The sequence below is a fragment of the Kribbella sp. NBC_00709 genome, assembly GCF_036226565.1.
Taxonomy (GTDB): domain Bacteria; phylum Actinomycetota; class Actinomycetes; order Propionibacteriales; family Kribbellaceae; genus Kribbella.
In genome coordinates, this window is record NZ_CP108996.1 from 3,941,706 (window position 1) to 3,961,840 (window position 20,135).

General features: G+C 68.8%; 19 protein-coding genes and 1 pseudogene. 11 read left to right on the top strand and 9 right to left on the bottom strand.

The genetic code is table 11. The features are described 5' to 3' along the window. Positions 1-10: 10 nt before the first annotated feature. The 3 genes from OHA18_RS19430 (at position 11) to OHA18_RS19440 (ending at position 2,689) form a co-directional block, all read left to right on the top strand. Complete coding sequence (locus tag OHA18_RS19430; protein ID WP_329005552.1) at positions 11-859, top strand: sulfurtransferase; 849 nt, start codon at positions 11-13, stop codon at positions 857-859. A gap of 3 nt (positions 860-862) precedes the next feature. Beyond that, positions 863-1,159, top strand: coding sequence for a DUF1416 domain-containing protein (locus tag OHA18_RS19435; protein ID WP_134105618.1), 297 nt, complete (start codon positions 863-865; stop codon positions 1,157-1,159). Between the two features lie 303 nt (positions 1,160-1,462). Then, positions 1,463-2,689, top strand: coding sequence for a choice-of-anchor P family protein (locus tag OHA18_RS19440; protein ID WP_329005553.1), 1,227 nt, complete (start codon positions 1,463-1,465; stop codon positions 2,687-2,689). 90 nt (positions 2,690-2,779) lie between these two features. Here OHA18_RS19440 and dtd read toward each other — a convergent pair whose 3' ends face one another. Next, the gene (gene dtd / locus OHA18_RS19445) at positions 2,780-3,205 is read right to left on the bottom strand and encodes a D-aminoacyl-tRNA deacylase (protein WP_329005554.1); all 426 of its coding nucleotides are present in this window, start codon (positions 3,203-3,205) and stop codon (positions 2,780-2,782) included. 92 nt (positions 3,206-3,297) lie between these two features. On the opposite strand from dtd, the gene OHA18_RS19450 reads away from it, so the two are divergent. Beyond that, complete coding sequence (locus OHA18_RS19450) at positions 3,298-4,122, top strand: 3-keto-5-aminohexanoate cleavage protein (protein ID WP_329005555.1); 825 nt, start codon at positions 3,298-3,300, stop codon at positions 4,120-4,122. A 384-nt stretch (positions 4,123-4,506) separates the two neighbouring features. Here the strand turns inward: OHA18_RS19450 and OHA18_RS19455 are convergent, their stop codons facing one another. Continuing rightward, entirely contained in the window at positions 4,507-5,658 is a 1,152-nt protein-coding gene (locus tag OHA18_RS19455) for a molybdopterin-dependent oxidoreductase (RefSeq protein WP_329005556.1), read from the bottom strand. A gap of 223 nt (positions 5,659-5,881) precedes the next feature. On the opposite strand from OHA18_RS19455, the gene OHA18_RS19460 reads away from it, so the two are divergent. Then, a complete protein-coding gene (locus tag OHA18_RS19460; protein ID WP_329005557.1) occupies positions 5,882-6,439 on the top strand; it encodes a hypothetical protein in 558 nt (185 codons plus the stop codon). A gap of 56 nt (positions 6,440-6,495) precedes the next feature. Then, positions 6,496-8,337, top strand: coding sequence for a hypothetical protein (locus OHA18_RS19465; RefSeq protein WP_329005558.1), 1,842 nt, complete (start codon positions 6,496-6,498; stop codon positions 8,335-8,337). Between the two features lie 92 nt (positions 8,338-8,429). On the opposite strand, the gene OHA18_RS19470 is transcribed toward OHA18_RS19465, so the two are convergent. Then, positions 8,430-8,792, bottom strand: a complete 363-nt coding sequence (locus OHA18_RS19470; RefSeq protein ID WP_329005559.1) for a DsrE family protein — start codon at positions 8,790-8,792, stop codon at positions 8,430-8,432. Positions 8,793-9,044: 252 nt separating this feature from the next. Between OHA18_RS19470 and OHA18_RS19475 the strand changes: the two genes are divergently transcribed. Next, positions 9,045-9,539 (top strand): FABP family protein, encoded by a 495-nt coding sequence (locus OHA18_RS19475; RefSeq protein WP_329005560.1) that lies wholly within the window; start codon positions 9,045-9,047, stop codon positions 9,537-9,539. Positions 9,540-9,599: 60 nt separating this feature from the next. Here the strand turns inward: OHA18_RS19475 and OHA18_RS19480 are convergent, their stop codons facing one another. Further along, on the bottom strand, positions 9,600-10,277 hold the full coding sequence (locus OHA18_RS19480; protein WP_329005561.1) for a response regulator: 678 nt from the start codon (positions 10,275-10,277) through the stop codon (positions 9,600-9,602). Beyond that, complete coding sequence (locus OHA18_RS19485) at positions 10,270-11,526, bottom strand: sensor histidine kinase (protein ID WP_329005562.1); 1,257 nt, start codon at positions 11,524-11,526, stop codon at positions 10,270-10,272. Before OHA18_RS19485 ends, OHA18_RS19480 begins: the two co-directional genes overlap by 8 nt. A 130-nt stretch (positions 11,527-11,656) precedes the next feature. On the opposite strand from OHA18_RS19485, the gene OHA18_RS19490 reads away from it, so the two are divergent. Beyond that, positions 11,657-13,024, top strand: coding sequence for a cation:dicarboxylate symporter family transporter (locus OHA18_RS19490; protein ID WP_329005563.1), 1,368 nt, complete (start codon positions 11,657-11,659; stop codon positions 13,022-13,024). A gap of 158 nt (positions 13,025-13,182) precedes the next feature. Here OHA18_RS19490 and OHA18_RS19495 read toward each other — a convergent pair whose 3' ends face one another. After that, positions 13,183-14,004 carry an LLM class flavin-dependent oxidoreductase gene (locus OHA18_RS19495; protein WP_329005564.1) on the bottom strand — a complete coding sequence of 274 codons (822 nt, stop codon included), beginning with the start codon at positions 14,002-14,004 and terminating at the stop codon, positions 13,183-13,185. Positions 14,005-14,115: 111 nt separating this feature from the next. Here OHA18_RS19495 and ygfZ point away from each other — a divergent pair, with 111 nt between their 5' ends. Together ygfZ and OHA18_RS19505 are read left to right on the top strand one after the other, a co-directional pair. Further along, the gene (ygfZ, locus tag OHA18_RS19500) at positions 14,116-15,108 is read left to right on the top strand and encodes a CAF17-like 4Fe-4S cluster assembly/insertion protein YgfZ (RefSeq protein ID WP_329005565.1); all 993 of its coding nucleotides are present in this window, start codon (positions 14,116-14,118) and stop codon (positions 15,106-15,108) included. Positions 15,109-15,154: 46 nt separating this feature from the next. Beyond that, positions 15,155-16,111, top strand: a complete 957-nt coding sequence (locus tag OHA18_RS19505) for an asparaginase (RefSeq protein WP_329005566.1) — start codon at positions 15,155-15,157, stop codon at positions 16,109-16,111. Here the strand turns inward: OHA18_RS19505 and OHA18_RS19510 are convergent. The 3 genes and pseudogenes from OHA18_RS19510 to OHA18_RS19515 all read right to left on the bottom strand — a co-directional run bounded on the left by OHA18_RS19510 (position 16,104) and on the right by OHA18_RS19515 (position 17,980). Next, complete coding sequence (locus OHA18_RS19510) at positions 16,104-16,466, bottom strand: hypothetical protein (RefSeq protein WP_329005568.1); 363 nt, start codon at positions 16,464-16,466, stop codon at positions 16,104-16,106. The genes OHA18_RS19505 and OHA18_RS19510 overlap by 8 nt on opposite strands. A gap of 55 nt (positions 16,467-16,521) precedes the next feature. Beyond that, positions 16,522-17,247 (bottom strand): annotated as a pseudogene (locus tag OHA18_RS43335) (erythromycin esterase family protein); the annotation flags it as partial. Positions 17,248-17,344: 97 nt separating this feature from the next. Beyond that, on the bottom strand, positions 17,345-17,980 hold the full coding sequence (locus OHA18_RS19515; protein ID WP_329005569.1) for a TetR/AcrR family transcriptional regulator: 636 nt from the start codon (positions 17,978-17,980) through the stop codon (positions 17,345-17,347). Positions 17,981-18,246: 266 nt separating this feature from the next. Between OHA18_RS19515 and typA the strand changes: the two genes are divergently transcribed. Continuing rightward, positions 18,247-20,109, top strand: coding sequence for a translational GTPase TypA (gene typA / locus OHA18_RS19520; RefSeq protein ID WP_329005570.1), 1,863 nt, complete (start codon positions 18,247-18,249; stop codon positions 20,107-20,109). Positions 20,110-20,135: the final 26 nt, after the last annotated feature.

A 20,135-nucleotide genomic window follows, 5' to 3' on the forward strand; every position in this document is an offset into this window, starting at 1 on the left:
GGCAGCACACATGAGCAGGGAATCCGCGCTCGTCTCGGCCGACTGGGTCGAGGAGCACAAGAACGACGCCGGTGTCGTCCTGATCGAGGTCGACGAAGACGTCTCGGCGTACGACGCCGGCCACATCGCCGGTGCGATCAAGCTGGACTGGAAGGACGACCTGCAGGACGCGGTCCGGCGGGACTTCGTCAACCAGGAGCAGTTCAGCGCGCTGCTGTCCGGCCGGGGCGTCAAGAACGACGACACGGTCGTGCTGTACGGCGGCAACAACAACTGGTTCGCGGCGTACGCGTACTGGTACTTCAAGCTCTACGGCCACGGTGACGTCCGCCTGCTCGACGGCGGCCGCAAGCGCTGGGAGCTGGACAGCCGCGAGCTGACCGACGAGGTCGTCAAGCGCGAGGCCACCGAGTATCAGGCGAAGGAGCCGAACCTGGAGATCCGCGCCTTCCGCGACGAGGTCGGCGAGGCCATCGGCGTGAAGAACCTGGTCGACGTCCGCAGCCCCGACGAGTACGCCGGCCGGCTGCTCGCCCCGGCCCACCTCCCGCAGGAGCAGGCGCAGCGCGCGGGTCACATCCCGACCGCGGCCAGCATCCCGTGGAGCAAGGCGGCCAACGACGACGGCACGTTCCGCGCCGACGAGGAGCTGAAGACCCTGTACGCCGACGCCGGCGTGGACTTCGGCAAGGACACCATCGCGTACTGCCGGATCGGCGAGCGCTCGGCGCACACCTGGTTCGTGCTGCACGAGATCCTCGGTCAGGCGAACGTCAAGAACTACGACGGTTCCTGGACCGAGTGGGGTTCGCTGGTCGGCGTACCCGTTGCCCTCGGCGACGAACCCGGAAAGGCCTGACACATGTGTGGAGCAACGAAGGGCGGCCTCGACCTCAAGGGTGTCGACGTCGACAAGGAAGCCGTGATCCAGGGCCAGGTGCTACGCGGCGAGGAGCCGGTCGGCGGCGCGTACGTGCGGCTGCTGGACTCCACCGGTGAGTTCACCGCCGAGGTGCCGACCTCGGCCACCGGGCACTTCCGGTTCTTCGCGGCGCCGGGGAGCTGGACGCTGCGCACGCTGGCCCCGAAGGCCGACCCGGTCGACCGTCAGGTGGTCGCGCAGTACGGCGAGGTCGCGGAAGTGGCCGTCACCGTCTGACCGGTCGTTCGTTACAGAAGGTGCCACCTCCACCCGCTGGTGGCCCACCCTGAAGTAAGCACCGAGGGGCCCGGACCTTGCGCGTCCGGGCCCCTTGGCATGCCCAAATCGCTTACCCGGCAGGGATTCTCCGGTCATCGCAGCCGAGTTACGGCCAGGCGGGAGAAATCTCGCCGGCCGAGCAGCAATGTAACGGTTCGGTCTCGGAGCGGGGTCAACTCGTCACCTACCGCAATCGGCTGAGTTGTGTCTGTGTCCTGACCCGCGTTCCGGGTCACGTCATCACTCAGGGAGGAGGGGTCAATGCGACCCCGCATCGGATACAAGAAGCTCGCTGCCGTCGGAGTTGCGGCGGTTGTCGGCGTGGCTTCTACGATCGCGCTGACCTCGGGTTCGGCGTCCGCCTCGCCGGTTTTCGGATACAGCGGTTACTCGTACGGCACCGACGTCGAATCCGGCCTGGCCAACAGCGGCCCGCAGGTCATCAGCAAGTTTGGTTGCACCACCGACGCCCACAAGGCTGACAAGAACGACCTCAGCACGGCGAACGTGAACAACCAGGCGATCGCACGCTCGGTGAAGACCGACACGCATGCCTTCGACAACAAGAGCGGGACGGGCGTCACCAGCACCGCGACGGCCGCCGACATCCGTGTCGGCAACCTGCTCACGCTCACCGGCGTGAAGACCACCACGACGGCGAAGTACTCGAAGGGCCAGCTGTCGTACACCGGCGACACCACGTTCGCGGGCGTGAAGATCGGTGCGATCGCGGTGCCGTCGCTGCTCAAGCCGAAGTGGAACACCAAGATCGCGGTTCCGGGTCTCGGCTACATCGTGCTGAACCGGGTCGGCGGCGTGAAGACCGCTTCCGGCATCTACTCGTACGCGCAGGCGGTCGTGCTGCACGCCACGGTGAAGAACCAGTACATCCCGCAGGGCGTCGACGTCGCGGTGCTGAAGACCCGCGCGGAGATCTCCAAGCCGGCGACCGCGCTGGTCATCGGTGACGCCTTCGGTACCAAGGCCACGGCCGACAAGCTGGTCGTCTCCGACGCGACGTCCCTTCAGACCACCTGCCAGGGCACTGAGGGCAAGACGGTCCGGGTCGCGGTCGGCGAGCTGAACATCCCGAAGGTCGCCTACGTCGGCGGTGTCTACACCACCAAGAACGGCGCCATCGGTGCGAACAAGTCCTACATCAACTTCACCTCGCACGTCGCGGGCGTGAAGGTGGGCAGCCTGTCCATCGGCGCGATCGAGTCCTCCGCGTCGGCGTGGAAGACCAAGGACAACAAGGCCGGCGTGAGCTCGTCGTCGACCATTGCCTCGATCAAGGTCGGCGGCAAGTCCTACGCGGTCCCGACCGGCGAGAACAAGACGCTGAACATCCCGGGTATCGCGCGGCTGACCTTCAACCAGGTCCTGCGGCAGAAGCGGTACATCGCGGTGAACGCTCTGGTGATCGACGTCTACAGCCTGAACACCAAGGTTGTCGTCGGCCACTCGGCCGCCGGCGTCGTCAGCTGATCTCAGCGGACACCATCTGAGTCGAACCTCACCGACCCAGAGCACACCGGCCCCCGGATCCTGCACGGATCCGGGGGCCGGTCCTTTGTCTTATGCGTCCAGGATCAGGGTGACCGGGCCGTCGTTGGTGAGGGCGACCTGCATGTCCGCGCCGAAGCGGCCGCGCTCCACCTTGGCGCCCAGCTTCTCGAGCGCCGTGCAGAACGAGTCGTAGAGCGGTTCGGAGACCGGGCCGGGTGCGGCGGCGCTCCACGAGGGGCGGCGGCCTTTCCGCGTATCGGCGTACAGAGTGAACTGACTGATGGCGAGGATCGGCGCCTGCTCGTCGGCGGCGGAGCGTTCGTCGTGCAGGATGCGCAGGGTCCAGATCTTCGCGGCCAGCGCGGCCGCCTTCTCGACGGTGTCGTCGTGGGTGACGCCGAGCAGGACGAGCAGTCCGGGCCCGTCGATCGCCCCGACCACCTCGCCGTCGACAGTCACCGCTGCCCGACTGACTCGCTGTACTACGGCTCTCATGGGAACATCCTGCCCTGCCGGAGATCGTCCGGTGATGTAACCCATCTACCGGCAAATATCCTTTACTGACCCCGATCTGGCAGGATTCCTCCATGGCGTCGACTCTGATCACTGTTGCTCCCACCGGTGCCGAGACCGCGAAGGCGGACTGCCCGGCGTTGCCGACCACGCTCGACGAGCTGGTCGAGACCGCGAAGCGGTGCGAGGCCGCCGGGGCGGCGATGATCCACATCCACATCCGCGACGCGGAGCACAAGCCGACCCTGGACCTCGGCCGGCTCACGGAGACTGTCGCTGCGGTCCGGGAGAACACCGCGCTGATCGTCCAGCTCTCCACCGGCGGCGCGGTCACCGATCCGTACGACCACCGGCTCCGGGTGCTCGACGCCGTACCCGACTCCTGCTCGCTGACCATGGGGACGGTCAACTTCGGCGACGACGTGTTCATGAACCCGTGGCCGTTCGTCACCCAGCTCTACCAGCTCACCCAGGAGCGCGAGGTCGTGCCCGAGTTCGAGCTGTTCGACCTCGGCCATGTCGCCGCACTGCACCGGCTGCTCGGCAAGTACGGCCTCCCGTACGGCGGACGCGTGCATTGCGATCTGGTCATGGGTGTCCCCGGCGGCATGCCCGGTACGGCGGACGCGCTGGTCGCCGCCGTCAACGCCCTGCCCGACGCGGTCACCTCCTGGTCCGCCACCGGCATCGGCCGTACGGCGCTGACGGTCGCGCTGGCGGCCCTGTCGAAGGGCGGCAACCTCCGCGTCGGTATGGAGGACACGCTGACGCTGGCGAAGGGGCAGCCGGTCACTCACAACGCGGAGCTCGTCGAACGCGCGGCCGCCCTCGCCACACTCGCGCAACGGCCGCCGATGTCGCCGGACGAGGCCCGCGACCTCTTGAACGTGAAGCGATGAAGTAGCCGGCGATCCCGGCCGCGATGATCGTTGCCTCTAGCAATAACCAGTCGCGGAGGTAGTCGCGGGGCAGGACCGTCGGGTTCACACCCTTGCCCTGGCGCAGGAGTAGGGGCACCGCGATCAGGCTGGTGATGCCGACGTACAGCAAGGTCGTTCTGATCGCACCCGCAGTCCGATGGCCGCCCGGGCGGATCGACCACCGCGTCACGAGCCAGCCCAGGCTCACAGTCAGGGGAACCAGGAAGAAGTCGTCGGCGACAACCGCCCCGCCGAGCCAGATCGGCAATCGGATCAACGCGGGTGGGTCCAGAGCGCTGAGCAGCTTCCAGAGACCCCACAGGCCTGTCAGTACGCCGACAGTTGCCAGCCCGATCCGCAGCTTCATGCGATGACCTCCAGCCGGTGCACCCATTTGGTCTGCAGCACACCTGGCCGGTTGGGCGCGATGATGCGGGCCGGGAAGCCGTGGTCCAGCGCCAGCTCCGACCCGTTGAGCCGGAGCGCCAGCAACGTCAGCGGATCGGCGGCGAACTGCTCCGGCAGCTCACTGGTCGCGTAGAACCCGCCCTTCTCCATCGACACCACCCGCACCCGGGAGTGCGCCGGGGCGCCACACAGCTCGAGCAGGTCGCGGATCCGCACGCCCTCCCATCGCCCGCCTTGGCTCCAGCCCTCTACGCAGGCGATCGGCAACGCTGACCGACTCTGCGGAAGCTGCTGCAACTCGTCGAGGCTGTACGACAGCGATCGCGGTCCGACGACGGTGAACCGCCAGTCCGGCCCGATCCCGGTGACACCGGCCGCTTCCGCCGTACGGTTGACCGGAAGTCCTTGCGGGCCGATGTTCGGCTTCCGTGGCGCGAGTACGGCGACCGGGCCGAGCGCAGGTACGGACTGGCCGACCGAGGTGATGCCTACCAGCGCCGCCGCGCCGGCGACGGTCCGGAACAGGCCGCGCCGGGTGAGACCGGAGATTGCCGGCGGCAAGGAGTCCGGGACGATCTCGGCCAGGCGCCGCCAGTTCGTCCGGATCAACGGGAGCTTGACGGCGATGTGCACGAGCAGCGCGCCGACGATGATCCAGGCCAGCGCGTAATGCGTCTGCCGGAACGGGAACGGCCACGGGTACCACTGCAGGGTGTTCAGGAACCCGATGAACAGCTCGAGCGCCATCGCCGACACCAGCACCAGGATCGACGCCCGCTCGAGCATCGTCGCGGCGGCCTTCCGGCTCGGCGGCCACGGCAGCTTCGCGAACAGCTTCGGGTAGACCGTCCACAACTTTGCCAGCAGCAACGGGACCGCAACGGTCCCGCTCAGGACGTGCAGGCCCTGCGTGACGCGGTACAGCGCCGCCGGACGACTCGGGACGGGCAGCCAGCTCGGGGTGTCCTGCTGGAAGTGGCTGTACAGCCCGGTGAGGAAGCAGATCACGACCACCAGGCCGAGCCAGCGGCCCAGCACCGTCGCCACCCGCGGGTGGTGCAGGGGAGACGGGAACGACTTCTCGGTCGGCGGCGCCGGGAGCTTCATGTTTCCACTACAACTCCGCGGCGGACGTCTGTACGGCGTCCATCGGTTACTGCTCGCGAACGGCGTATTACTGCTCGCGAACGGAACAGTTATCCACAGGTCTGCGTCTGTAGCCCGGATGGTGGTACCGATCGGGGCATACTCTGAGCGAACTGATCTCTGGCTGGACTGTTTCTGGGCGGACTGATCTCTTGGCGGACTGGGGCGAAAGGAGTGAGGCGGAGTGAAGACGCAGGAGCGGTCGTCCGAGGATGACGAGCGCGCGATGGCGGATCTTGCCGAGGTCGCGGACTGGGGATCGATCTGGGGCCCGCCGGCCACCGGCATGGACGCGATCCGCGCCCTGGTGAACCGCGTTACCGCCGCGACCGGCTGGCGTCCGTGGGCGCCGGGCAACATCGACCCCGACCGCTACACGTGGGGCCTGGTCACCCCGCGCGAGACGGTCATGCTCGTGCTCCCGGACGCGGTGCTGCCGGAGAGCCCGCGGAGCGGCTGGTCGGCGTACGACATCGCTGCGGGTGAGTTGCCGCTGGCCGAGGAAGGTCTCGACGACCACTGGCCGGATCAGCTCGAGCTCGCGCGCCGCTACTGGGGACCGCCGGTCTTCGTCGGGCCGGGAAGCGACCTCCGGGTTCCGCCCGAGTGGCGCGATCGCCGCCGCCACCTGGCCGTCTGGCTCCGGCCGGGAGCCGAGATCCACCTGTATGCGTCCCAGCCGGGCCCGGAGGACACTGCCGCCGGCTTCGGATACTCCGTCTACGCCAGCGAGGTGGCCTGATGGCTGAAGGTCAGGAAGACCTGCTCCAGGAGATCATCCAGGGGTACCACCGTGCGATGGCGGTCCTTCAGAGCCTCAGGCGGGGCGGCCGGGCGCTGATGAACCTCCTTTCGCGCCAGCAGCAGACGCGTGCGCGGATGGAGGCGGCGCTCAACGACCGCAGCTGGCGTGAGAATGCCAACGCCCCAACCCGGGATCTCCCCGGGGATGAGCGCACCCGGGGCATGGAGGAAGCGGCCAACGCGGCGGCGTTGAGTGCGGACCTCGAGGCGCAGAATGCCAGCCTCCGAGATCAGGCCGCGGATCTGGAGCGGCAGCGGGTCGCCGCCGACGAACGTCTCCGTCAGCAGGCCGCCGAGCTGAACAACGACGACGACCTCGACGGCATCCCCAACGATGACGTCAGAGAACTGATGGACCAGGACCACGACAACATCTCGGACCCGGCGCAGCGGGCCGAAGCGGACGCGCAGCTGAACGCGACTGCCGACGCGGAGGCCGAAGCTGCCCGAAATCGTGAGCAAGCGCGGGGCGAGGCGGAGCAAGCGAGGCTCAAGCGGGAGCAGGACGACTCGCAGCGCAACGACCGGGGCGACGGCGTGGATGGCGCCGACCTCGCGACCGCAGGCACCGCCGCCCTCGTGGCCGAGGAGGTCGACGACAAGCTGGACGAAGCGCACGCCGCCGACCTGCGGGAGGACCAGCAGGATCTCGATGCCGACAACGAGCAGCAGGCCGGCACTGACGGGGCTGAGCAGGATGGCCTCGACCAGGGTGGTGAGTTCGTCGATCAGGACGGCGTGCTGCGCGACGAGACGATCGGCGCGGAGGGCCAGCAGCAGGACGGCCTCGACCAGGATGGTGAGTTCGTCGATCAGGACGGCGTGCTGCGCGACGAGACGATCGGCGCGGACAACGAGCAGCAGGCCGGCACTGACGGGGCTGAGCAGGATGGCCTCGACCAGGGTGGTGAGTTCGTCGATCAGGACGGGGTACTGCGCGACGAGACGATCGGGGCCGATAACGAGCAGCAGGCCGGCACTGACGGGGCTGAGCAGGATGGCCTCGACCAGGGTGGTGAGTTCGTCGATCAGGACGGGGTACTGCGCGACGAGACGATCGGGGCCGATAACGAGCAGCAGGCCGGCACTGACGTGGCCGAGCAGGGCGGCCTCGACCAGGGTGGTGAGTTCGTCGATCAGGACGGCGTAGTGCGCGACGAGACGATCGGCGCGGACGGCCAGCAGCAGGACGGCCTCGACCAGGACGGCGCACTGCAGGACGGGACGATCGGCGCCGACAACGAGCAGCAGGCCGATGCCGACCAGTCAGCCGGCCCGGATCAGCAGGTGTCCGGCCCGGGGCAGGAGCCTCAGTCGGTGCAGGCAGAGCCGGTCCAGGCGGAGCCGGTGCAGGCGCAGCAGGTTGATGCGCCCGAGCAAGGACCGCAGCAGACGTCCGGGCAAGAGATGGGCGAGCAGGCGCCCAGCCAGGCGGGCCAGCAGCCGAGCGGTCCGAACACACAGCAGCTCGCCAACGCCTCGCAGAGCGCGGTGGACGAGAGCGCCTCACTCGGCTCCGACGAACAAGGCCCGAGCCAAGGTGGACAGGAGAGCCAGGCCCAAAGCACCCAATGGCGCCCGGCCGAGGAGCCAGTGCTCGACGACCTGCGCGAGAACGGCCAGGGGAACGCTCCAGGCCAGGAGATTCCGCCCAACGAGCGTGCCACCTTGGAGCGGACCCAAACCGGTCACGCACCCGCCGCCGGTGCGACCAGCCGCGAGGGCGGCGGCGTCGCGACCAGCGAGCGCCCGGGCACCCCGGCCGCGCAGCGCACGGAAGACCGCACCCGGGGCGACCGAGGCCGAGGCGACGACGGCGGCCGCGGCCGCGGCTAGCCGACGACGGTCACCAACGAGCGCCAACCAGCGCCGGGCAGCGTCGAGACGTGACGGTCCGCGGGCTTCTGGAGTCCGCGGACCGTGGTGTGTCAGTAGACGATTGCTTGGGTGTTTTCGGTGAGGATTTCTTCGGTGAAGGTGGGGGCGCCGGCTATGCGGGTGCCGGGGCGGAGGTCGGTTTCGGTCAGGTCGCGGCGTTTGGCGCACTGGGTGCAGACCGTGAGTTGACCGCCTTCCAGGACCGCGGCGAGCAGATCGGTCAGCGGTGCGGCGTGGGGGAGTTCGAAGGTCTCCGCGCGTCCGGGTACGGCGAACCACACGGCCTCGCCGGTCAACCAGAGTGAGACCGTGGCACCGGCCGCGACGGCCGAGGCGGCGACGGTGAAGGCCTGGTTGGCGCGCTCAAGTTCGTCGGCGCCTGCGGTCAACTTGATCACCAGCGTGCGGGACATTCCGCCACGCTAGCCGAAGACAGCCTGCTCACCGGCCTGCGGGAGGCCGCGCTGGCGGATGGTGGGGTGTTTGGTGGGGTGCGGGATGTCACGCTGTGGTGGGGGAGGGCGGGCGGGGGGATCCTCTAGACTGTCGGGCGTGCTGCACGTTGTCTTCACCTCGCTGTTGATCCTGGTCTGTGTGTTCATGGGCTGGTTCTCGGCGTTCGTCGTCTACCGGCTGTATCGCGGCCGCAACGCGAGCTGATCGCGATGGCGTTCGAGATCCCGCAGGATCTGCACCCCGACCTGATGCCGCTGGCCTGGCTGCTCGGTCGGTGGGAGGGCCGCGGGCACGGCGACTACCCGACGATCGAGAAGTTCGAGTTCGGGCAGCAGATCGACTTCAGCCACAACGGCAAGCCGTACCTGCACTACGTCAGCCAGACGTTCGTCGTCGGCGAGGACGGCACCAAGCAGCGCCCGCTCGCGGTCGAGACCGGCTTCTGGCGGCCGCAGCCGGACAACAAGGTCGAGGTGATCCTGGCGCACCCGACCGGCTTCGCCGAGATCTGGTACGGCGATATCGACGGCGCCAAGATCGAGCTCCAGACGGACGTCGTCGCGCGCACCGTGACGGCCAAGGAGGTCACCGCCGGCCACCGCCTGTACGGCCTGGTCAACGGTGAGCTGCTCTGGGCGTACGACATGGCCGCGGAAGGCCAGTCCCTCCAACCCCACCTCTGGGCCACCCTCGTCCGCTCCTGATCCACTCGCGATCCATTTCGTCCGAAGAACCGCGCAGACGTTTCGCCCCTTCTTCGGACGTTAGCTTTCGGCCACCCAGGAGTACTCGACCTTTGGGCGGCCGCTGCGGCCGTCGTAGCGTTGGGTCCGCAAGGCTTGGCCCTGGTCGGCCAGGTGCTCGAGGTAGCGCCGAGCAGTGATCCGGGACGTGCCCAAAGACGTCGCCACTTCCTCGGCCGTCCAGCCCTCGCGGTCCGCGAGCAGTTGGACGACGCGGTCCAGAACCGAACCGGCCAAGCCTTTCGGCACCGACGACAAGGTTGCCGGATGCAACAAGCGGTCGACCTCGTCCTGGTCCGCGACCACCTGTCCTGCCTCGGCGGCGCGGCGCTGGCGGGCGTACGCCGACAACCGGTCCCGCAAGGTCTCGAACGCGAACGGCTTCAGCACGTACTGCACGACCCCGATCCGCGCCGCCGCCTGCACCGCCGCGACCTCGCGGGCCGATGTCACCGCGACCACGTCGGTTTGGTTGCCGAGGGCACGCATCCGCCGGACGATGTCCAGCCCGTGCCCGTCCGGCAGGTGCATGTCGAGCAGTACGACGTCCACGCCGCCGCGGGAGAGCACCTGCAGCGCCCGCCCCGCAGTACCGGCGATCCCGATGCAGGTGAACCCGGCCAGCCGTTCGACGTAGGTGCGGTGGGCCTCCGCGGCGACGGGATCGTCCTCGACGACGAGTACGCGCAGGTCAGGCACTCGCGCTCACCGCCCGCGGCAGCCGGACCCGCACGGTCAGCGCCGGTACTTCGTCCAGCTCGGAATCCGGATCGACCATCAGAGAACCCTGCCACCGCTCCACCGTGCTCCGCACCAGCACCAGCCCCAACCCGTGCCCGGGCTCGGCCTTCGTGGTCCATCCGCGCTCGAACATGTGGGCCAGCTCCACCGATCCCAGCTCGGCGCCGGTGTTCGTCACGATCAGGTCGATCGCATCCGCCAAGGCGGCCGCCCGGAACTCGACCTTCCGCGGCGCGGGCCCACCCCGCGCGGCCTCGATCGCGTTGTCCAGAAGGTTTCCGACTACGGTCACCACGTCCTGCGCCGGCAGTCGCGTGTTCAGCTGTTCCTGCCCGAGATCGAGCGTGAGGACCACGCCGCGCTCCTGTGCCTGCGCCAACTTCGCCAGCAGCAACGATGCCAGCACCGGATCGCCGACCGTACCCACGACCCGGTCCGTCATCGCCTGCGCGAACTGCAGCTCCGACACCGCGAACTCCCGCGCCCGCTCCGGCCGCCCGATCTCGATCAGGCTGACGACCGTGTGCAACCGGTTCGACGCCTCGTGGTTCTGTGCCTGCAGCGATTCCGCCAGACTCCGGACGGCGTCCAGCTCACCGAGCAGCCGCTGCAGCTCGGTGTGATCCCGCAGTGTGACGATCCGCCCGCGGCCCGACGGCTGCTGGTTCACGACGACGACGCCCTGCGCGCCGAGGTGCAGTTCGTCGTACGCCGTCCGCCCGGTCGCGAGCAGTTCGGCCAGCGGGGCGCCGAGATGCAGCTCTTCCAACGGCGTACCTGGGGCAACGAAGCGCAGCCCGAGGAGCTGTAGGGCCTCGTCGTTCGCGAGCTGGACCCGCCCGTCGAGGTCCAGCAGGATCAGCCCTTCGCGCGCGGCGTGCAGGACGCCCTCGTAGAAGTCGAGCATCCGGGCCAGCGACTGCGTGCCCACCCCGCGCGTTGCGCGCCGTACCCGCCAGGTGACGAGCGCGTTGCCGGCGATCGCGACCCCGAGCATCAGGCTCGCGATCCCGAGCATCGAGCGCAGGTCGAGCCGGGCCAGCTCCCACCAGCCCGGCGCGGCCAGGCCGGTGACCGCCGCGTCCCGCAGGGCCTGGGCCCGGGACCGGCTGACCATCACGATCCACACCATCGCGATCAGGACGGTGACCGTGACGGTCTGCAGCCAGAGCACCTGGCGGCGCAGCTCCCACGGACGGTGTCGCATGCGGACAGTTTGCCCCTAACCGGCACTGCGAACGATATGAACGAAATGAGCACTTCTCCTGTGCGTCACGTCACAGTTACTCACCAGGCCCCAACCACCCCTCCGCCAGGCCGATACAGGGAGTCCCACCATGTCGAGCCCGACCGAACCCCGTCCGACTCCGGTCCGCAACGACCGGACCCATTTCCTCTACATCGCCGTCATCGTCGCCGTCCTGCTCGGCATCGGTGTCGGATTCCTGTTCCCGGACTTCGCGGTCGAGCTGAAACCGCTCGGCACCGGGTTCGTGAACCTGATCAAGATGATGATCAGCCCGATCATCTTCTGCACCCTGGTGCTCGGAATCGGCTCGGTCCGCAAGGCCGCCAGCGTCGGCAAGGTGGGAGGTCTCGCCCTCGTCTACTTCCTGGTGATGTCGACGGTCGCGCTCGCCATCGGCCTCGTGGTCGGCAACCTGGTCAAGCCCGGTTCCGGCCTGAACCTCACCGACGCGCTGCGCAAGACCGGCCAGCAGCAGGCCGCCGGCGCGCACGAAGGCACCACGGACTTTCTGCTCGGCATCATCCCGAAGACCATCCTGTCGTCGCTGACCGAGGGCGAGGTGCTGCAGGCCGTCTTCGTCGCCCTGCTGGTCGGCTTCGCGCTGCAGACGATGGGCAGCAAGGGTACGCCGATCCTGACCGGCATCGGCCACTTCCAGCGGCTGCTGTTCAAGGTGCTGTCGATGATCATGTGGGCTGCCCCGGTCGGCGCTTTCGGCGCCATCGCGACCGTCGTCGGCGCCGCCGGCGGCCAGGCGCTCCGCAGCCTCGCGATGATCATGGTCGCCTTCTACATCACCTGCCTGCTGTTCGTGGTCGTTGTCCTCGGCACCATTCTGCGGGTGGTCACCGGGGTCTCGATCTTCCAGCTGCTGCGGTACCTAGGCCGCGAGTTCCTGCTGATCGTGTCGACCTCGTCGTCGGAGACCGCGCTGCCGCGGCTGATCGGCAAGATGGAGCATGTCGGTGTCAGCAAGGAGGTCGTCGGCATCACCGTTCCGACCGGCTACTCCTTCAACCTGGACGGCACCGCGATCTACCTGACGATGGCGTCGCTGTTCATCGCCGAGGCGATGGACCAGCCGTTCTCGCTAGGGCAGCAGATCTCGCTGCTGGTGTTCATGATCGTCGCCTCGAAGGGCGCCGCCGGTGTCACCGGCGCGGGCCTCGCCACGCTGGCCGGCGGTCTGCAGTCGCACCGGCCCGAACTGCTCGACGGCGTCGGCCTGATCGTCGGCATCGACCGCTTCATGTCCGAGGCCCGCGCGCTGACGAACTTCGCCGGCAACGCGGTCGCGACGGTCCTGGTCGGCCACTGGGTCGGCGAGTTCGACAAGGAGCAGGCGCAGCAGGTGTTCGCCGGCAACGATCCGTTCGACGAGGTCGCCTTCGCCGCCGGCGACACCCACGCCGGCGACGTACCGGAGCCGGTCGAGGCGCGTCAGTCCGACCACTAGTCCACTTCCCACCCCTCCACGCGCTGCCCGCCGGGCCACAGACCGGCGGGCAGCGTCGTGCTTGCGGATCCCCAGGCCATCACAATTGCCGCGCCGGTGGCGTCCCCCGCGGCGCCGGCCGGGCGGGCACGAATTGTGATGGCCTGGGGATCCGTCTATTACTTCCCGGCGAGGAGTTCGATGACGGGCGCAAAGTCCTCCAGGTAGCCGGAGTTGACGCTGATGTAGCTGGCGCCGATCTGGTCGCGGCGGCGCTGGAGCTCGTCGGCCATCTCCTGCGGGGTGCCGCGGAGCAGCATCAACGAGTCCATCGCCTCGAGCTCGTCGGGGTCGACGCCGGAGGCGCGTTTGGTCCACGGCGGCAGCGGGCGGGTGCCGGCGGCAAGCAGGTTCATCGCGAGCTCGATGTCGTCGGCGCGGTCGCCGGCCAACGCGCGCAACTCGTGCGCGACGGCCGCAACCTCCGAGCGGGGAGTGGTCGCGTCCTTGGCGATCGAGACGATGTCGGCGCGCTCGGCCGCCAGCGCGAGCGCCTTCGGTCCACCGGCGGCCAGCATGATCGGCGTACGGCGCTCGCCGTCGAGCTCGCGCAGCAGGTCGAGGGTCTCGATGACCTGCTCCCGCCGCTCGCGGGCGGTTCCCCATCGCAGGCCGACCTCGGCCGTCTGCTGCTCCGCGACCGGACGGCCGGTGCCGATGCCGAACTCGAACCGCCCGTCGGTCAGCACGGTCAGGGTGTGCGCCTCCCAGGCGGCCTGCCGCGGCGTCCGCAGCGGCGCGGCCGCGACGAAGGTGCCGACCCGGATGTCGGCGACCGCGGCCGCCATCGCAAGGGACGAGAACGGCGCCGGGAGCTGAAGCCCGTCCGGCATCAGAACGGTCGAGAACCCGAGGTCCGCGGCCTGCCGGGCCGTCTTCACCCACTCCGCACCGGTCGTCGGACTCCCTGCCACGCCGAACCGGAATGCCCTGTCGCTCATCACCCTGCTCCCTCCGTTGTTTTGATGACTCCAGCCTCGCGGTGCGAAGGGTCTGTCCACATCCCACGACGGGAGGCGTTCGCCGTACGCCGCTCGACGTACTCTGGTGACATGTCACGCAAGCGCAGCCCCCTGCTGGACCGGCCCGGCGCGGTCGAGGCCGACGGAATCGACGCCGGCGTCGCGGCCCACTACGGCTCGGATCTCCGCGAACAGCGGGCCATCGTCGCCGGCCAGGCCTTCGTCGATCTGTCGCACCGCGACGTGGTCACGATCACCGGCCCGGACCGGCTGACCTGGCTGCACGCGCTGACCACGCAGTACTTCGAGGGCCTCAAGCCTGGTACGTCGACGACCGCGCTCCTGCTCTCGCCGACCGGGCACGTCGAGCATGTGATGTACGGCGTGGACGACGGGGAGACGTTCTGGTTGCACACCGAGCCGGGCGCGGCCGAGGCCCTTGTCGACTGGCTGCAGAAGATGGTCTTCATGTCGCGCGTCGAGATCGCCGATGTGACCGACGACTACGCGATCATCTGGCGGCCCGGTACTGCGGAGGGCGAGCACCTGACCCGCGCCGGTGAGGACTCGTTGGGAGGGCACGAGGTCTTCCTGCCGCGCGCCGAGCTGGCCGGCCTGGACGGTCCGGCCGCGGGAGTCTGGGCGTACGAGGCGCTCAGGATCGAGGCGGGCGCGCCGCGGTTCACTCTCGACACGGACGAGCGCGCGATCCCGAACGAGCTCGGCTGGCTCGGTGTCGGCGTACATCTGGACAAGGGCTGCTACCGCGGGCAGGAGACGGTCGCGCGGGTGCACAACCTCGGCCGGCCGCCGCGGCGGTTGGTGCGGCTGCACCTGGATGGTTCGGTGGACCGCCTACCGGCCCACGGGGACGCCGTACTGGCAGGGGAGAAGCAGGTCGGGGTCATCGGGTCGGCGGCTCGGCACCACGAGCTCGGGCCGATTGCGTTGGCTGTGGTGAAGCGCAACGTCGATCCAGAGGCCGTGCTGGACGTGGTCGCGGCAGATCAGCCGACGGTGAAGGCGAGCCAGGAGGTCCTGGTCGACCCCGAGGCGGGGCTGCACGTGCGCTCGCGGCTGTGAGGGGAATCATTCGCAACACGGCATTTTGCACCTGTACAGTTCAGCCGTGACCGAACCTGTGATCCTGGCCGACGTCGTCCGCAGCGACTTCGTCGAAGGCCACCACCGCGGCTCCGTCGTGGTGACGCATCCCGACGGCAGCGTGGACTGGGCCGTCGGCATCGTGGACGAGCCGATGTTCCCGCGCTCGTCCAACAAACCCATGCAGGCCCTCGGCATGCTCCGCAACGGTCTGCCGCTGACCGACGAGCTCCTCGCGCTCGCGGGCGCGTCGCACTCCGGCGAGCAGTTCCACGTCGACGGCGTACGGCAGATCCTCGCGAAGGCCGGTCTCGACGAGACCGCGCTGCTGACCCCGGTCGCGTACCCGTTGGACGACGACACCCGGGACGCCTGGGTCAAGGCCGGCCACGGCAAGGAGCGGATTGTGATGAACTGCTCCGGCAAGCACGCCGCGATGCTGCTGACCAGCACGCTCAACGACTGGGACCTCAAGACCTACCGCTCGCCGGATCACCCGCTGCAGAAGGAGATCCGCGCCGCGATCGAGGACGTCGCCGGCGAGAAGGTCTCGCACGTCGCGATCGACGGCTGCGGCGCCCCGATCTTCGCGCTCACGCTCTCGGGCCTGGCCCGCTCGTTCGGCCTGTTCGCCGCCGCGGCCACGGACACCCAGGAGGGCCGGATCGCGCAGGCGTTCCGCGCGTACCCCGAGTACGCCAGCGGGAGTACGCGCGACGAGGCCGAACTGATGCGGGCCGTCAACGGTCTGTTCTGCAAGGCCGGCGCCGAGGGCGTGTACGCCGTCGGGCTCGCGGACGGCACCGGCATCGCGCTGAAACTCGAGGACGGTACGCCGCGCGCCCGCAAGGTCGTGATGGCGGCAACCCTCCAGCGCCTCGGCATCACCAACGAGACGATCGAGAAGCACCTCCACTTCGACCTCACAGGCGGAGACAACGTGGTCGGCGCGGTCCGGCCGCACGCAGCGACGTTCAGCTGACCAGTGGGTGGGTCGGCGTGACTTCGCGGGTGTGGAGTACGACGTCGAACCAGTCCGCGAGGCTGCCGCCGGTCAGGTAGGACGACGGGCCGGCGTCGGGGAAGCCGCGGGTCGTAGCGGTGCTGCGCAGCCAGGCGCGGACCGGTGCGGGTTGAGGCTGCGCGCGGAGATCCAGGAGGAAGTTGTCGTCGCCGTACCAGGAGCGGAGGTACGAGCCGGCGCTGCGGAAGGCTACCGGTGGTTCGCTGACCTGTAGGTGGGGAGCGTTGGCGGTGTGCGCGCTGGCTGCCCAGTAGACGACCTTGTTGCGCGTGAAGCTGTGCCACCAGCGGACGTTCTCCGCGGGCGCGGGCATCGCGGTACATCCAGTTCTGGTCTTGGGGCAGGCTGAATGCCGTGTAGAACGAGCGGATCTGGCGCGCGTGGTGCTCGGTGATCGCGTAGTCGCGGTCGTTGTGCCGGTGCGGTAGATCCCGGACCAGCGAGTAGACGGCGCGCGCCTTGGCGACGTACGGCGCTTTGTCCTTGACCTGCTGCCAGTACCACTGGACGTACGCGCCCATGTCGTCGGTGGTCGGGCGGATCGGGTCCAGACCGCGGTGGAGCTCGGCCAGCCGGTGCGGTGCGCGGCGGGCGACGTACTCGGCGACGGCGTCGTACGAGAGACGCCGGGTCGAGAAGTACTCCGAACCCGCGAACCGAACCTTGTCGCGATGCGTGGCGTTGTACGCGCGGAGGTACTCGAAGAGCTCGGCGTTCTCGTGCGTGCGGGCCTCGGTGCTCAGCTGGCCCATCAATGCGTACAGGTCGCCGCGGCCGGTGAGAACGTAGTCGTTCAACTGGGTGCCGAGAGACCAGTCGTCCTCGAACGCGATCGCGCGGAACCCGTGGTGCTCGACGAGATCGCGGATGACCCGGAGCTTGAGATGAGTGATCTCGGCAGTCGCATGGACGGCTTCACCGAGACCGACGATCTGCGCGTTGCCGACGTCGAGTTCGGAGATCGGCTTGGCGTTCTCGGTGATCCACCGGGTGACTTTGTTGTCGGTTGCATAGCCGGCTGTCGTTCCGAGCCCGGCCGCGGCGACACCGAGCGCCGAGCCGGCCAGCAACGTTCTGCGAGAGATGGTTTCCATGCCATCCCACCCTGTCGTCCAGGATGCGCCGCAGCATCCTCCACCGGAGGGCTTCCGACCTACGCCATCCGTCGTACGCGCCTGAACGCAGGCGGGATCACTTCGCGCGTAGGCGGTCGACGGTGGGGGATGTGATCGGGAGGGCGGTTGCCGGGGTGGGCAGGTTGTAGCCGGCGTACAGGCGGCGGCGGATCGCTTCCAGGGGGAAGGTCTGGTGGTAGATCGCCAGTTTGACCGTCACGCCCTCCAATGTTGCCCTTAGCAACATCTCCTCGACGGCCGGGTCGGTGGCGCCGCGGGCCGCGAAGACGTCGCGGATCGCGTCCTCGACCAGCGAGAGCCGGTCCGACTTCGCCTGCTCGACGCGGGCGAACACGTCGTGCGTGGTGGGCTGCATCATCAGGCTGATCGCGAGCCGCTGGACGTGCAGTGTGGTCGCGGCCGCCATCAGGGCGCCGTCGATGATGCCGGCCAGACGTTCATCCGGTGTTCCCTGGATGGTCAGGATGCCGGCGATGCCGTCCAGCCAGCGGTCCAGCAGCTCGGCCGCCAGCTGTTCTTTGGTGGCGAAGTAGTACGAGACCAGGCCGCGGGAGACGCCCGCCGCGGTGGTGATGTCGGAGATCGAGGCGGCCTCGTACCCGTTGGCGGCGAAGACCTCCAGCGCCGCCGCCAGGATGCGTTCGCGGGAGCGTTCGCGCATCTCCTGGTTGACGGTGGCCGATCTCGGCACGGATTCCTCTCCTGGTCGAACCCTGAAGCGCCGGGCAACCCCCATCCTCGTGCCCGGCGCCTCGGGCTGACCCCCCGTGGTTACGGCCCCTCCCCAGGCGCCGTTTATAGACTGGACGTCCAGTCAACAAATGTCAAAGGTCAGCCCGGTTTTCTGGACACCGTCGGTAACCGGTAAGATGGAGACGCTGCGCCCTGTGTCGAGTGGCACGTGAACCCAGCCGTAGCCACCGCCCACACCTTCCGATGACTTTGGAGCGCTCCTTCATGCCTGTCCGTAACGACCTGCGCAACGTCGCGATCGTGGCCCACGTCGACCACGGGAAGACCACCCTCGTCGACGCGATGCTGTGGCAGTCCGGCGCTTTCGGTGCCCACCAGCACGTCGACGAGCGGGCGATGGACTCCGGCGACCTGGAGCGTGAGAAGGGCATCACGATCCTCGCCAAGAACACCGCCGTCCGGCACAAGATGGCCAACGGCGAGCAGATGACGCTGAACATCATCGACACCCCCGGCCACGCCGACTTCGGTGGCGAGGTCGAGCGCGGTCTGTCGATGGTCGACGCGATCGTGCTGCTGGTGGACGCCTCCGAAGGCCCGCTGCCGCAGACCCGGTTCGTGCTGCGCAAGGCGCTGGCGCGGCAGATGCCGGTCATCCTGGTCGTCAACAAGGTCGACCGTCCCGACGCCCGGATCTCCGAGGTCGTCGACGAGACGTACGAGCTGTTCCTCGACCTGCTCGACCACGACGCCGACCAGGGCGCGCTGGACTTCCCCGTCGTCTACGCCTCCGCGCGGGCGGGCCGCGCGTCGCTGACCCAGCCGGCCGACGGCGGGATGCCTGACTCCGAGGACCTCGAGCCGCTGTTCGAGACGATTCTGGCGAACGTGCCGGCCCCGGAGTACACCGAAGGCGCGCCGCTGCAGGCCCACGTCACCAACCTGGACGCCTCGCCGTTCCTCGGCCGCCTCGCGCTGGTCCGGGTGCACGAAGGCACGCTGAAGAAGGGCGCGCAGGTCGCCTGGTGCCGCCACGACGGCTCGATCCAGAAGGTGAAGATCACCGAACTGCTGGTCACCGAGGCGCTCGAGCGTGTGCCCGGCGACTCGGCCGGCCCGGGTGACATCGTCGCGATCGCCGGCATCCCGGAGATCATGATCGGCGACACCCTGACCGACCCGGACAACCCCAAGCCGCTGCCGCTGATCACCGTGGACGAGCCGGCCATCTCGATGACGATCGGCACCAACACCTCACCGCTGGCCGGCCGGACCAAGGGCACCAAGGTGACCGCACGGCTGGTCAAGGACCGGCTGGACCGCGAGCTGGTCGGCAACGTCTCGCTGAAGGTGCTGCCGACCGAGCGCCCGGACGCCTGGGAGGTGCAGGGCCGTGGCGAACTGGCGCTGGCCATCCTGGTCGAGCAGATGCGCCGCGAGGGCTACGAGCTGACCGTCGGCAAGCCGCAGGTGGTCACCCGCGAGATCGACGGCAAGCGGCACGAGCCGGTCGAGCGGCTGACGATCGACTGCCCCGAGGAGTACCTCGGCACCGTCACGCAGCTGCTCGCGGTCCGCAAGGGCCGGATGGAGCAGATGACCAACCACGGCACCGGATGGGTCCGGATGGAGTTCCTGGTCCCGGCCCGCGGCCTGATCGGGTTCCGGACCGAGTTCCTCACCGACACCCGCGGTACCGGCATCGCGCACCACGTGTTCGAGGGGTACGAGCCGTGGTTCGGCGAGCTGCGCACGCGGCCGAGCGGTTCCCTGGTCTCGGACCGGTCCGGCGCGGCCACGTCGTACGCGATGATCAACCTGCAGGAGCGCGGCACGATGTTCGTCGAGCCGACCACCGAGGTGTACGAGGGCATGATCGTCGGCGAGAACTCGCGCTCCGACGACATGGACGTCAACATCACCAAGGAAAAGAAGATGACCAACGTCCGCTCCAACGCGGACGAGTTCGAGAAGCTGGTGCCGGCCCGCAAGCTGTCGCTCGAGCAGTCGCTGGAGTTCTGCCGCGAGGACGAGTGCGTCGAGGTCACCCCCGACGCGATCCGGATGCGCAAGGTCGCCCTCACCCAGATCGAACGCTCCAAACTCGGCCGCAAGAGCAAGAACTGAGCCAACCAGCCCACACCCCGCGTTGG

Coding starts and splice junctions, on each gene's coding strand:
- typA (WP_329005570.1), top strand. CDS start 18,247: ATGCCTGTCCGTAACGACCTGCGCAACGTCGCGATCGTGGCCCACGTC.
- OHA18_RS19470 (WP_329005559.1), bottom strand. CDS start 8,792: ATGTCCCGCACGCTGGTGATCAAGTTGACCGCAGGCGCCGACGAACTT.
- OHA18_RS19455 (WP_329005556.1), bottom strand. CDS start 5,658: ATGAAGCTCCCGGCGCCGCCGACCGAGAAGTCGTTCCCGTCTCCCCTG.
- OHA18_RS19485 (WP_329005562.1), bottom strand. CDS start 11,526: ATGCGACACCGTCCGTGGGAGCTGCGCCGCCAGGTGCTCTGGCTGCAG.
- ygfZ (WP_329005565.1), top strand. CDS start 14,116: ATGTCACGCAAGCGCAGCCCCCTGCTGGACCGGCCCGGCGCGGTCGAG.
- dtd (WP_329005554.1), bottom strand. CDS start 3,205: ATGAGAGCCGTAGTACAGCGAGTCAGTCGGGCAGCGGTGACTGTCGAC.
- OHA18_RS19435 (WP_134105618.1), top strand. CDS start 863: ATGTGTGGAGCAACGAAGGGCGGCCTCGACCTCAAGGGTGTCGACGTC.
- OHA18_RS19495 (WP_329005564.1), bottom strand. CDS start 14,004: ATGAGCGACAGGGCATTCCGGTTCGGCGTGGCAGGGAGTCCGACGACC.
- OHA18_RS19450 (WP_329005555.1), top strand. CDS start 3,298: ATGGCGTCGACTCTGATCACTGTTGCTCCCACCGGTGCCGAGACCGCG.
- OHA18_RS19490 (WP_329005563.1), top strand. CDS start 11,657: ATGTCGAGCCCGACCGAACCCCGTCCGACTCCGGTCCGCAACGACCGG.
- OHA18_RS19465 (WP_329005558.1), top strand. CDS start 6,496: ATGGCGGTCCTTCAGAGCCTCAGGCGGGGCGGCCGGGCGCTGATGAAC.
- OHA18_RS19510 (WP_329005568.1), bottom strand. CDS start 16,466: ATGCCCGCGCCCGCGGAGAACGTCCGCTGGTGGCACAGCTTCACGCGC.
- OHA18_RS19440 (WP_329005553.1), top strand. CDS start 1,463: ATGCGACCCCGCATCGGATACAAGAAGCTCGCTGCCGTCGGAGTTGCG.
- OHA18_RS19475 (WP_329005560.1), top strand. CDS start 9,045: ATGGCGTTCGAGATCCCGCAGGATCTGCACCCCGACCTGATGCCGCTG.
- OHA18_RS19430 (WP_329005552.1), top strand. CDS start 11: ATGAGCAGGGAATCCGCGCTCGTCTCGGCCGACTGGGTCGAGGAGCAC.